This window comes from Verrucomicrobiia bacterium, assembly GCA_035495615.1.
GTDB lineage: Bacteria > Omnitrophota > Omnitrophia > Omnitrophales > Aquincolibacteriaceae > DATJFP01.
The window spans coordinates 1-13,949 of the sequence record DATJFP010000034.1 but is presented as its reverse complement, the minus strand read 5'-3'; the positions used below and the strand labels follow the sequence as shown (position 1 = coordinate 13,949).

The window sequence follows — 13,949 nt, the reverse complement described above, 5'->3', positions numbered from 1 at the left end:
CTATGACAAGGTTCAAGTTAACCCGACAGCTGACGGCCGGCTTTGTCCTCATCGCCTTTAGTCTGTCCGAAACTTCTTTTGTCCGCATCGCGTCCGCCGAACCTCTGCCTCCCGCTTCCGTGTCCAGCCTGCCCGCCACTCTTTCCGAAATTCAGATTCCCGTGAACATCGGAAAGGAAGAAGAAATCCGGCAGGCACCCGATTCCAAGGGCGTGGTCATTCTGGTGCAGGACGCGCACGGTATTCCGCAGGCGCAGCGAAGTATCCGCAACCTTATCGATTTTTTCCAGCAGACCTACGGCGTGCGGCAGGTGGCGCTGGAGGGCGCGGCCTCGCGTCTCAACGCGCAGATCTTCAAGAGCTTTCCCGACCGTGAAATCCTGAAAAAGACCTTCAAAGAATATCTCGAACGAGGCGAGCTCACCGGCACTTCCATGGCCGCGATTTTCAACGAGCAGCCCGGCGTTTACCAGGGCATCGAAGACTGGAAGCTTTACGAAGAAGGCTACGGCCATTTCCTGGCGGCCATGTCGAAAGCGGAAAACATCCGGAAGACGATGGAGGCGCAGGAAAAAGAACTCGAGTCTCGGCAGGAAAAAGTTTATTCGGAAAAGCTGCTGGGGGTCGCGCGCGCGCTCAAGAATTTCCGGAAAAACGGCATGGATCTTCTGGAAGTCATCCGCGTGCTCGCGGCCATAAAGGCTCCGCCCGAAGGCAGCGAACTGGCGCTGGTTTATGAAGAAAGCCTGAAGGATCCGGAAAGCCAGGTGCCGGTTGACATCGAAGCGAAAAAAATCGGTCAGCAGATCCGCGATTACCTTCTGTCCAAACCCAATCCGTCCGCCGGCGACCGCGAGCTGCTCGCGTCGTTCAACGAAAAGTTCCAGGCGCTGAAGGTCTCGGAAATCAGCCCGCAGGAATTCATGCTCTTCGTCAAGGAGATCACGGCCGGCATGGACCTGAAGCTCCAGGTTTCGGGCGGCATGCAGCGCATGATGCGCAAGCAGAAACGCATCAAGGACATTGAGGGCACCCGCTTTTTCGAGGCGTTCGAAGCTTATGCCGACTCCGTGAAAGAAAAGCTTTTCCGCAGTGACGAGGAAAGGGAACTGGATTCCGAATCCCACCGGCTGGAGCTCTTGAAAAAGCTGGGAAGCATGGAGCTGACCCGCCATCAGTGGGAAGAATTCAAGACGCTGCGCGCCGGCAAGCGGGCCGATCCCGCCATCCTGAAATCCCACATCGCCTTTTATCAGAACGCCGAAGCGCGCGACGGGGTGTTCGCGGACCGTCTGGGCGAATTGCTGAAAAAAACAGGGGAAGCGAATCCTTCCGTGCTTTTTGTCGCGGGCGGTTTCCATACCGAAGGGCTGGTCGAGAGGCTGAAGGAGAGGAATATCTCCTACGTGCTGCTCGTTCCGGATATCAACGGGCTGCCGGACGAAATCCTCTACAAGGACCACATGAAAGGCCTGGTTTCGTGGAAGGATTATTTCGAAGTGGAGCAGGGCAAGGTTGACGTCTACAAGGCGTTTGTCCGCGCGACCCGAGACAAGATGCTCGCCAAGAGCCAGGACCAGGGGCGTATGCTCAAAGACTGGCGCGACCAGATCATCCGTGACCTGGCGGACGAGAAGCGCATCATCGAGGTCGGAAATTACACGAAATTCATCGACGAAAAATCCGGAGGCGCGCCCGTCGAGAACCAGCTCCTGCAGAAAGTCGAGAAATTCGTCCAGGGGCTGCAGGACCTGGAATCCCATAACCAGCTCAACGAGCAAAACATCATGCGGCTCCTGCGTCCGGCCACAATCGCGGACCTCACCGCGCAGGGCCTCGCGGAGTTCACGTTCCTCGGCACGAATTATAAAGTCACGCAGACGCCTTCCGGCCTGAGCGTCGCGGAAAAGACCGAGGACTTCAACCGTGCGGGGCAGGTCTATGCGCCGCCTGAAGCCGCGATCCGCATGGAGGGCCAGCCCGAAGCTGTTCGCGCTGAGATCCGGGCGGAGGACGTGAGGAAAGTCATTTTGACCAAGCTCGCCACGTATTTGATCAAATATGTCCGCAACAATCTGGGAAGTCTTACGGATGACGAGACGAAGGTGACGGACGGCGCCGCATTCATCAACAATCTGGTCGCCGAGCGGTCCGGGAACACGGCGCAATTCATCTACCGCATTTTCCGGCAGATGGGAGTCGATCCTACCGAGAAGCGGCTGGATGGGCCGAAGATTTTCGCATTCCTGGAAAACCAGATGGGAACCCACGCGGCCACGTTTAACAAAATCGCCACCTTCCTGCAGACGGAAGGATTGGATCTGGAAGGTTTCGGCGAGTTTATGGAGGAGCAGCTCACGACTCTTTTGGGTATGGTGCTAAACCTGAACTGGTCCCATCCGGCGGCTTTTGAAGCGGGCGAAGGCGATTTTTTTCAGGATATCCGCAGGGTCATCGTCACCCTGCCCGAGCAATACGCGGACAAGAAAAAACGGGAGCTGGAAGAAATCCAGGCCAAGGAAATTTTCGGCAATACCGCCACGGCAGTGGCAGGGCTTTGGGCTGGCTGGGCGAGCTCCTTTAAACAGGACTTCATCAGCAACCGTGAAAAGGGAATCGAGGCTTTGGCGCTCCGCGCGGGGCCGGCGGCCCAGTGGGCGGATATCAAAGAAGCCGTGGCCGACCGCGTCTCCAGTATCTTGAGAGCTCATTTGACCGACGGCGGAATCGGGGAGATCCGACCGAACCCGGCTATCCGCGGGACTGAGTTGGAGGACCTCAAGCGCATGCCCCTGGAAGACCTCGTCGAACCGTCTCAAAAGAACAAGCTGTTTGATTTTCAGGCCGCGATCCTCGCGGATTTGAAATGGTATTTCGAGCATACGCCGCGTGTGACGCCTCCTGCGGCCGCGCCGCAGAACGCCGACGCCGAGATCGGCGGTTTCATCGCGGACCTTCTGTCTGACCTCGTACGCGATCTCATCGCGAGAAAGGTGCCTATCCGCGTGGACGGGGTCGCGGAGACGGGAGATTTTCTCGAGAACAGCAGGTTGATTTATCAGGGCCTTCTCGAATTGAGCGGGCAAATCCTGGGCGATCCGGCGAAGCAATTTCAAGGGCTCGACCTGAGTGATGCAGCAAAGCAGTTCGTCCGCGATCAATTTCTCCAGCTTGCCAAGCGTGAAATCGACCAGGAACTCGTGTTTTTGGAAAACCGGAGAAAACTGGCCCGCGATCCCAACCTGACCGGCAGCACAAATGTGGAACAGATCATGCTGGGCGTTCTCAGCACCCTTCAGGAAATGAAAGCGGAAATGCGCTCGCAGCCTAAGAGCGGAAAGACCAAGGCCCAGCTGCGTGCGGAAGCGGCTCAAAAAGAAGAAGCGGAAAAACGCAAGGAAGGCCTCGCCACGGCCTGGCTCCAGAGACTCGTGAGAGCCTTGCCGGGAGGATTTCAAATTGAAGATCTTCTGGATTGGCTGACCGAGCGGTGGGGCGAGCCGGGCGCCGGCATCGCGGGCATGATCACGGGCATCCTGACCGGGGTCGCCACTTTCGTGGGCGCTGCGATGCTGGGACCTGTATGGGGCGTCATTGCCTTTGCTGTCGGCCTTTATGCCGGCGCGCTTTTTATCTTCAGCAGCATTGCCTACATCGCCGAAGAAAATTTTCATCCCGCAAACTTGAGAAAACCGTCCAAGCCGGATGCGGTAGTGTCGGATCTTCCTGAACCCGCCAAGGCAAAGCCCGCGCCGGCCAAGGTAGAGCCGGACACCCGCACGCCTTTTCAAAAAAAACTGGCCTGGCTTCCTTTGAGTAATCCTGCACTGGGGCTTTTCAGCCGCGCGAATAAACGTTTCGGCCCATGGGGAGCTTTTGCCGTAGGCATGGCCTTCACGGCCGTCACCGTGGTCGCGGGGCTGGCAGTGCCCGCGCTGTTCCCCGCCATGGGGCTTTTGGGCGCGCGGATCTCTTTGGGAATTGCGTTTTATCTCGCTATTGTCTTTGTTGCCAACGGCGGTTCCTTCCTCGAAAATCTGGACCAGCAAAAGGGAAAGAGAGCCGCGGCTGCCGCGACGGCGGATCCCTTCGCGGCCAAGGAGTTCAAATTCGATGCCGGGGATTTCAAAGGCGGATTCAAATCCCGCGGCTTCGGAGAATTCCTGAGCCGTTTGCAGCGCGCGATGGACATGCGGACCGACAATATCAATATCCCCAAGGCTTTCCGGGAAGCGGGTTTCACGAAAAGCAGGGAACTGACCGCCAGGATCACAAAAATCGACCCGCAAAAGACCCAGATTGATTTCTCCGCGGAAGCGCCGTCGGGCATTCACAAATTCACGCTCACGATCCGCGTGGACGGGGACAAACAGTTTGTTTCCTTCAAAGTGCTTCCCGTGGAACAGCCGGAAAGAAACGACGCGCTTCCTCCGGCCGCGACCGTGGGGACTCCGGACGAAACGGTGAAGGCGCCCGCGGTGGCCGTGCCGCCGGCCGCTCCGGCCACGCCGCCGTCTTCTGCCTTGCCGGCAAGACCCGCGCCCAAGATCAATCCCTTGCCGCCGAACGCGGCGGTCAGCTCAAAATTCCGCAATGCGCTTGCGGCCGTGCAGGGAGCGCTGCAAAAAAACATGGTGCCTAGTCCTCCGCAGATGAAACTGCTGCGCGAAGCCTATCTCGCTTTTAAAGACAGCGGCGCCACGGCAAAAGACACTTCCGATTATGAAACCGCCGTGAATACGGCCCAGGAGCGGCAGACGGCAAAGACGGCGGAAAAAGACCGCGCGAAACAGGAGTACGACAAAGCCCTCGCCGAATTGGATGTGCGCCTCGACCAGGTTAAGACCGCGACCGACGGTATCGCCGCGGCCGCGGATCTCAAGGCGGCTCACGACCTTTTCACGGCCGCAGCCACCGCCTACCGCAAGTTCGTCGCGGACTTCGAATCGGAGGGCGTGCGCGTACTTGCTGATACGAAGGCGCGTCTAGCCACGGTCACGGCCGAAAATACCCGCCTTGCCGCGCTGGAGAAAGCGGAAACCAAATCGGAATTGAGACAATCCCCCGAAGAAGCCCGGACGCCGGCCGAACGCGTGAATGAAGCGCCTCCGCAGCAACAGGCGGATCAGGCGGAGATACGCCGCGTCACGCAGCTTGTCGTACATGTCATGGAAGAACCCGGCGCCGGCAGCGAAGAAGTGGCGCGCGCGGCGCACGGCACAAGCCAGATCGTCACGGGGAACGAAATGAGTCTTGACCGGTTCATCGCGGAATTGAAGGCCATGGCGCTTGCCAAGCAGGGCATCATCCCCAACGCGAATTACGAAGCCGCTTTGAATTACCTGCTCGACGAAGTGCTGGGAAATTATTTGAAAACGAATTTCCCGAACCAGGCCTTTACGCTGGCGCTCGACGTCCACTCCGAAAGCGAGGCTGCCGATTATCTGGAGCCGGTCCAGCGTTTGAAGGATTTCATCTCACGCCTCATCGTGAAAGGCGACGTGGGAGGCCAGGGCAAGGCGCTTCGCGATGCGCTCGGCGCTTCCCGCCTCAGCCCGGTGAAAAGTTTCCGTGGCATCCAGGTCTTGAACGGCGGGCAGATCGTGCTGCCGGCCGTCACGCCGGGACAATTCCAGGAATCGCTCAACGAAGGGATTTACGGCGTCGAGCTCATTTTCGACGACGGCACCGACATTACGGATCCCCGCATCCGCACCTATGCCGCATTGCTGCAACTGGTACTCGGCATCATGGCCGCGGCCAATTTGAAAGATCAAAACGCCCTCAAGATGAAAGGCGAGCTTCTGAAAGCGTCCCTCCTTCAGAACATGGGCGTGTTTGTTCAGTACGGCGATGGGCAGATGATCCAGCCCACGGTCAACGGCGCCGGCATTTCCATGAAACGCCTGTCGGCTTTGCTGATCAACTGGGAAGCGCGCGAACTCGTCCAATCCGCCGCATAACGTCAAAGGGAACCGCTACTTACAATCGTCTCTCCGAGGCTATGTTTTTTGTAATCCCTGCTATCTTATGCTAGTCTTTTAATAAGTCCAAGGGGGAGAAACGCATCCAGGCGCCCGTCACGGCGCTTCACGATCGAGGCTTTCGTAATGCACAAAAAAACAAGGATGAATCGCCTGATCGCGGCCTTGGCCTTGGCTTCCTTTATCACCAGCCCGAACGGCATTCCCGTCGTGGTTGCCGCCGCGGAAACGCCGGCGGCCCCGGCTCAGCTGTGGCTGCCGTCCGACCTGAACGAAATTCGAATTCCCTCCAACATCGGAAAGAAAGAAGAAACCCATCAAAGCGGCCGGAGGGTCGTGGTGCTGATCCAGGACGCGCACGGTATTCCCGACGCGCAGCGGAACATCCGCAACCTGATCGATTTTTTCCAGCAGACCTACGGCCTGTCACACGTGGCTTTGGAAGGCGCCGCATCCCGGCTGAACCCGCAAATCTTCAAAAGTTTTCCGAATGCGGAAATTCTCAAAAAGACTTTCAAGGAATACCTCGACCAGGGGGAGCTGACCGGCCCGACCATGGCCGCCATCTTCAATGAGCATCCCGCCGCCTACGAAGGGATCGAAGACTGGGCGCTGTACGAAACCGGCTATGCGGATTTCCTCGACGCGCTTTCGCGCTCCGCGGCCGTCGAGCAGAATCTTTCGCGCCGTGACGAAGACCTCAGAGCGCGCCAGGAAAAAATTTATCCGGCGCCGCTCCTCGAAATCGACCGCGGCCTGAGAAGTTTCCGCAAGGGCGATACAGACCTGCTGACCGCGCTGCGGCTGCTGGCCAAGATCAAAAAGCCGGAAGCCGGAAGCGAGCTTGCGCTGATCCTCGAAGAAGGCGAGCGCCGTCCGGAAAACCGCGTGCCCGCGGAGATCGAGGCCAAAAAAATCGGGGAGACCGTGACGGCGCGCTTCGCGGCCCTGTCCCGTCCTTCTTCGGAAGAGCTCAAACTGCAGGCGGCCTTCAACGAAAAATTCCAGGCGCTCAAAGTCTCTCAGCTCAGCCCGCAGGAATTCATGCTTTTTATCCGGGACCTCAATTCCAAGATGGATCTGAAACTTCAGATTTCCGAAGACCTCCTGCGCCTCACCCGGCAGCAGAAGCGGATGCGTGACATCGAAGGGACTCGTTTTTTCGACGCTTTCGAAAATTACGCGGCCGCGGTCAAAGAGACCTTGATGGCCGGAGAAGACGTGAAGCAGCTCGACCGCGAAGAGCGCGAGCTGGAGCTGCTGAAAAAACTCGGCAGTCTCGAGTTGACGCGCCATCAGTGGGAAGAGCTGAAAATCAGGGGCCTCGACCGCTTGGCGCCCGCGGGAATGATGGACGCGCAGGTCGCCTTTTATAAGAATGCGGAAGCCCGCGACGGTGTGTTTGCCGAGCGGCTTCAAAAGATGCTCGACTCACAGGGCAACGGGCCTGCGGCCGTCCTGTTCGTGGCCGGAGGCTTTCATACCGAAGGCCTTGTCGAGCGGCTGAAGGAGCGGGGTGTTTCGTACCTGCTTCTTGCGCCGGAAATCACGGGACTTCCCCGCGAGGTCCGTTACAAAGACCACATGCGGGGCCTGGTTTCCTGGAAAGATTATTTCCGCGTGGAGGAAGGGAAGGTCGACGTTTACAAGGCTTTTGTCCGCGCGGCGCGTGACCGGCTGCTCCTCAAAAGTCCGGACCAGGGAAGCATGCTTAAGGAATGGCGCGACCAGATCATCCGCGACCTTTCGAGCGAAAAACAGGTGGCCGAAGCGGGGCGCTACACGCGTTTCATCGACGAAAAAACGGGCGGCTCTGCGGCAGATGCCTATGAGAAAAAGCTTGTCGGCAAAGTGGAAAATTTTGTGGAAGGCCTCAAACAGCTCCAGGCGCAGAATCAACTCACGGACCAGAACATCCGCCAGCTTTTACGGCCCGGGACCATGACCGAAGCCGTGATGGCCGGCGCGCTGGATGAAGACGCGCCCGGTCTAGGCTCGACGCGCCGTGTTCTTCTCGATGCTGCGGGTTTTGCTTTCAGGCGCCTGCCGGGAGCTCCCCTTGAAACGGCGGCGGCGGGGAAATCGGAATTGCGCGCCCAGGGGAAGCGGTACGAAAGGACCGTCGTCAACAAAATCGCCATCGAGCTGCTTTGGCATTCGGACCTGAACGAATACATCGTGGAATTCCCGGAAATGCTGGTGGACTTCGAGCGCGTGAATTCCAGCTACATCAGGATTTCACCCGATGAAAAGCTGGCCTTGAGCGTGTTCGAAAAGGCCAAGGCGCATGCGGCGGGCACGTCTGACGTCTACGATCTCTATAAAAAAACCGCCGACGATACGCGCCAAATCCTGGCCGAAGACGCGTCCCGGTATTCGGATAAAGCCCGCGTGAACGGCGTGGACATTACCGCGGCCTGGGATAATGCGGCCAATTCGATCAAGCTCACTTTTCCCCAAATCCAGGTCCCGAACGACCGGGGCATAGCTTCCCCGTCGATTTCGATTCCCGCGAACAGGCAAACCGCGCTCAAGGTGATGGAACGGACGAAAATGCTCGCGCAGCTGGGACTGGATGCTTACGCGCTGCATGTCGAAGCGGAAAAGCAGTCCGGGCGGCTGGCGCGTGCGGACAGGATCTATTCGGAGGTTGTCGAAAAGGGGATCCGCATCGAAGTGTACTGGGACGATGCGGCCGCGGCTTATGCCGTCGAATTCCCGCAATTCCGCTCCGACGGGAAGGCCCCGGCTCCTTTGATTTTGTCCGATGACGTGGACGATGCCCGCAGCGTCTTTGCAAGGGCCGTGGAGTTGGCCGCGCAGGGCCTGAAGCTCGATCAGGTCCGCCGGCAGACCGACGCTTTCGCGGACGTGCAGGTCCGGCATCTGGGTTATCATGACCATGCGGAGGTTAATGGCGTCCGGATCAACGTCGCCTGGGACGGCGCCAATCAGCTTTACACGATTCATTTCCCGCAAGTCAGACGGCCGGGCGCCGAGATCGTCGAGATCGCGCCGGATGGGGACATCGCGCGCCGGGTTTTCGAAAACGCCGTGGCGCTTGCCCGCCAAAAATTGGACGTCGAACAAGTCTACGACAGGACCGTGGCGTACGCGCGCCAGCTGTATCATCCGGAACTTCGCAGCTTCGAAGAAACCGGCTCGCTGCTCGCGGCGGATCCCGCTGTGGCGTCTCTCGCGGAAACTCTGATGGAGATGGGCTCGCGCCCCGCGCTTCCGGACTGGGACGCTCTTCTCCCGGTGCTGCAGCAGGCGGGGGCTCTGAACGACAATCAGCGCGCCGAGCTGCGCGGATTCTTCGGTGATTTCGTCCGCGGCCTTCGCAATAATTGGCCCCTCCTGCTGTTGTTGTCGGCCGTGCTCGCAGGCGTCGCGGTGAATCAGGTGCGCGAAAATAAAATCGCTGAGGCTCGCCAGCAATTTCAGGCCGGAACCCAGGCATGGGAAATTTTCGAAAGCAAAATCTTTAAAGGGCCCGTGGACGAGGCGGACTTTGAAGCGCTGAAAAAAGCCTTCGCCAAGGATCCTGAACGCCTGAATTACCTTGCGAACAGGCTGGTTTACTTCGTGGGAGGCATTGACTATCAGAAGTTCGGAGCCGACAAAGAGGCAGGAAACCGCATCATCCGGGATTTTTTGGCTGGAAACCTCAAGAGCGTGCCCGAGATTCAGGAAGCCTGGCGCGAGTGGATTGAAGGGGACGAAAGAACTTCGGCCGTGCGCGCGGAACTCAGCCTGAAGGGCGCGGATTCTGAGCGCGCCCGCGAGCTGGTTCCCGACTTCCTCAAAGAACAAAGCCCGTACGTTCTCGGTACGGCCTGGGGACGCACGGAGCCTTCCTTTATTTGGATGGGCGAAATCCATGAGCTGACGAGAAGGGCGCAGCAGCGCGCGCTGGAGGCCGCGGGAAAACAAGCCGCGCCCGAGATCGACGACACGTATTACCTCAAGCTCATGCTCGAAATCACGGGAGGGAAAAATTACGGTTCCAAGACCCTCGAAGAAAAATGGCGCGCCTGGTTTACCGGCGCGCAGCGCGAAGCCCAACGGGCGGCGCAGGGCCGCAATGAGCTGCGCGCTCTGGATTTCAGCCTCGATCTCAAAGACGTCAAGCTGGGCTTTACCAAAGACCGCGTCCTTTCTCTGGACGCGATCGAAGAGGGAACCATCGTGACCGACATCGGCCGCGTCAACAGCGTCGTGGCTGCTTCCGCGGGTCTGGCCAAAGGCATCCTCGACCATCACCAATACCGGGGCCTGAGCGCGACGCGCCTGGTTTTCGACAACCGCCAGAAGCTCGCGTCTTCCGGAAAAATCCTGAAAATCATGACCCATGCCGATCCCGACTTCGACGCCATTGCGTCCGTCGTGCTCGTCAACTTCGTCCGGCGCTTCGGCTTTTTGCCGGAACAGTTGAAAGGGTTCGTGGATTACGTCAACTACGTCAATTCCTGGGACAGCGGCCAGCTCGACATCAAAAGCATCCCGCAGCTGCAAAACACTCTCGGCATTCTTGTCTTCGCGTTGAATAAAATCGCCGACGACGAAGCCACGGCCGCGGCGTTGAAGGAATTCGGGCTTCAGAGTTTCGGGCAGGTCTTCGCGCCGGATTTCGCGGCGCGGCGCGGCGCCTTTTTCGGACGCCTGGGCGAAATCAAGGATGTGCGGCGCGTCGAACTTGTCAGTAATTTCCTGAACGGCCTTTTGAATCACATGCTGGACACCGGCTACGACTTCGACGTCAGGAAAGGCGAGATCCTGGAAAACGACGTCCCCGCCGAATTGCAGGCGCTCTTCAGAAGCGCAAAAGAAAAAGTCCGCAAAGACCTGGACGACTTTGCGCGCGAAATGGCGCCGGACCGTTCCGTGAAGCTGAACGTTCGGTTGGTCAGCGAAGTGGAAGGGGAAGACCTGAAGGACCTGGACATGGTGGCCTCCCGCAATCCGGAAAGCATCTTCTTCGATTATCTGTACACGATGGGAACACTGGGCGGCGTGATCTACAAAGACAACACGCAGCAGCTGAACGGGCAGCCGAACCGCGACTATCAGCCGCTCGAAGGCGTTCAAGGCTCGAAGGCTGTCCTCGCCGTCAGCGACCAGGCCGGCGTCACGGTGCGGGGCCTGGCGGCTTATTTGAATGAGCGCGAGACCCAGACCCGCCGGGAACGCGGGCTAAGCCCGGAGCCGAAAGCCGACAACCGCGACAAGATTTTCTGGAAAGAGGCCCTGCGCGATCGTCTTGTGCTGACGACCGAAGGCACGGTCTTCACGCAGGAGGAATTGCTCGCGGCGCTCGAGGCGTTCCAGCGCGCCGAAGCGGAGCGCAAAGCCGAATTGCGTACGGGCCTTTACCAGGTGCGGATCGAAGAAGCCAACGGCATTTTTGTCATCGTGCAGAAACGGCCGGGGCTGGAAACGTTTGAGATGAATCTTACGGTGAAGGACAATGCGGCGGCGCCGTGGATCATCATGGACCTCGACACTACCGACGCCGCGGCCGCGGACCGGATTTTTGCCGATGCCCTGGCGCTCGCGAAGCAAAACATGCCGCGCGAAGAAATCGCCGGGAAAATGCAGGCCCGGACCGACGTGCGTGTGACGCCGCGGGCGGAATTGCGCCAAGGCAACCCTTCCGGGCTCACCGACGAGGCGAGAAAAGCCACGCAGCTTGTCGTCCGCGTTCTGGACAGAGGCGCCGCGGCCACGGGACAGGAAGTCGAAGAAGCCACGCGGTCCACGCGCCAGGTGCTGAACGAGAACGCCATCACGCTCGAACAATTCCTCGACAGCCTCAAACGGTCCGCGCGCGAAGCCGCGCAGGCGAAAGAGCTTGTCAGCGACGCGAATTTCGAAGACGCGCTGCATTATCTCGTGGACGAAGTGCTCGGTACTTATCTCCGGACGAAATTCCCGAACCGCGCCTTTACGCTCGCGCTCGAAGTGGACTCGGAAAGCGAAGCGGCCAATTACGCCGACCCGCTGAAGCAGGTTCGGGCCATGATCGAGCGGCTGGTCGTCAAAGGCGACATGGGAAGGCAGGGGAAAGAGATCGGGCAGATCGTGGGGCCGGCTCGGCTCAATCCCGTGCGTACGCTGCGCGGCGTCAAAGTGCTGGGCGACGGGCAGGTGGTGCTTCCGGCGGTTGCCGCGGGCAAGCTCGAAGAAAATCTGGGGCAGGGATTTTTCGGCGTCGAGCTCGTCGCGGATCAGGAAGTCAACGACCCGCGCGTCCGCACCTACGCGGCGCTCCTGCAGATCGTGCTGGGCATCGTGGCCGCGGCCAACATCCGCGATCTCAAGGAGCCCGAAGCCAACCGCAAACTTCTCCAGGCCGAGCTTCTCGGCAACATGCGCCTGCTCATGACCTACGAGGGCGGCGGCATGATCCAACTGACCGGCGACGGCGCCAGCGTTTCGCTTGGCAGCGTGGCCCGGGCTCTCGTCAACTGGGCCGAAGCGCGCGAAGCGATCAAGAGCGCCGCGTAATCTTTTTCCCGCGCACACCGCTAAATATCTGCTAGAGGTTCCGCATGAAATACGCTATACTCCCCCCTTACGAAGCCACCCGCACGTGAACTTTTACCCCTGATGAGCGTATGAAATCCTGGACTTATGAAAAGGCGGGCGTCCCTCACTTGAAAGGGGACCCGTCGTACAACCGCAAGATCACAAGCCTCATCCATTCCACCCGCATTCCCGGCGTGCTCGGAAGCGCCACGGGATTTGCCTCGCTCTTCGACGTGAAAAAATCAGGCGTCCGCGACCCGCTGCTGGTGACGTCCACCGACGGCGTGGGAACCAAGCTCGAGATCGCGCGCGCGCGGCACAAGCACGACACGATCGGCGTCGACCTCGTGGCCATGTGCGTCAATGACATCATCACCTGCGGCGCCCAGCCCATTATCTTCCTCGATTACTTTGCCACCGGAAAATTCGAAGCTCCGGTCATGGCCGAAGTCCTGAAGGGCATTGTGAACGGCTGCCGCCAGGCCGGCTGCGCGCTCACCGGCGGCGAGACCGCGATCATGCCTGGCTTTTACCAGTCGCACAACGGCTCGTCGCAGTATGATGTCGCGGGCTTCTCCGTCGGCGTCGTGGACCGCAGCCGCATCATCACCGGGAACAGGATCGAAGAAGGAGATTTGCTCCTCGGGCTTGCATCCACGGGATTTCATTCGAACGGCTATTCGCTCCTCCGCAGACTTTTCTCCGCCAAGCAGCTGCGCGGCGAAGCCGGAAAAAAACTCCTGACGCCTACGCGGATTTACGTGAAGCCTGTCCTCCGGCTTCTGCGGTCTGTCCCCATCGCCGGCATCGTGAACATCACCGGCGGCGGCATGATCGACAACCTGCCGCGCGTCATCCCTCAAGGCCTCGGCGCGGAGATCGATCCGCTGTCCTGGCCGCGGCCAAAGTTGTTCCAATGGGTCCAGGATTCTGGTAACATACCGTCTTTTGAAATGTTTAGAACTTTTAATATGGGCATCGGGATGGTCCTTGTCCTGAAGCCTCGTGCCTTACCCGCCGCCCGGCGCATCCTGCAGGCCCAGAAGCTTCCCTCCTGGGTCATTGGGACAATCCGGCGCACCAAGGGCGAGGACCCCCGGGTCCGTATCCTTTTCTGACCGGCACGGTATAATTTAGATATCCGGAGGCGAACATGAAAGTCCTTGTGATTGGTTCAGGCGGCAGGGAGCATGCGCTGGCCTGGAAGCTTGCCCAAAGCCCTCTATTAAAGAAGCTCTATGCCGCGCCTGGAAATGCCGGCATCTCCCAGATTGCCGAATGCGTCCCTCTGGCCGCGAATGACCTGGACGGCCTCCTCAAATTCGCCAAGAAGGAAAAAATCGATCTCACGGTGGTCGGCCCGGAAGTCCCGCTGGTCGCCGGCATCACGAACCGTTTCCAGGACGAAGGGCTCAAAGTCTTCGGCCCGTCGCG

The 13,949-nt window shown here is 59.2% G+C and carries 4 protein-coding genes; all 4 read left to right on the top strand.

Going from position 1 to position 13,949, the window contains the following annotated elements; translation table 11 throughout:
* The first annotated feature begins 2 nt into the window (after positions 1-2).
* The gene (locus VL688_04045; GenBank protein ID HTL47218.1) at positions 3-5,963 is read left to right on the top strand and encodes a hypothetical protein; all 5,961 of its coding nucleotides are present in this window, start codon (positions 3-5) and stop codon (positions 5,961-5,963) included.
* A gap of 165 nt (positions 5,964-6,128) precedes the next feature.
* Entirely contained in the window at positions 6,129-12,494 is a 6,366-nt protein-coding gene (locus VL688_04040; protein HTL47217.1) for a hypothetical protein, read from the top strand.
* Between the two features lie 110 nt (positions 12,495-12,604).
* The gene (gene purM, locus VL688_04035; protein ID HTL47216.1) at positions 12,605-13,633 is read left to right on the top strand and encodes a phosphoribosylformylglycinamidine cyclo-ligase; all 1,029 of its coding nucleotides are present in this window, start codon (positions 12,605-12,607) and stop codon (positions 13,631-13,633) included.
* Between the two features lie 35 nt (positions 13,634-13,668).
* On the top strand, positions 13,669-13,949 hold a 281-nt coding region (locus VL688_04030; GenBank protein ID HTL47215.1), incomplete at its 3' end, for a phosphoribosylamine--glycine ligase N-terminal domain-containing protein.

Bases quoted from the DNA above. Each gene is read 5' to 3' on its own strand.
- VL688_04045 (HTL47218.1), top strand. From the start codon at position 3: ATGACAAGGTTCAAGTTAACCCGACAGCTGACGGCCGGCTTTGTCCTC.
- VL688_04040 (HTL47217.1), top strand. From the start codon at position 6,129: ATGAATCGCCTGATCGCGGCCTTGGCCTTGGCTTCCTTTATCACCAGC.
- purM (HTL47216.1), top strand. From the start codon at position 12,605: ATGAAATCCTGGACTTATGAAAAGGCGGGCGTCCCTCACTTGAAAGGG.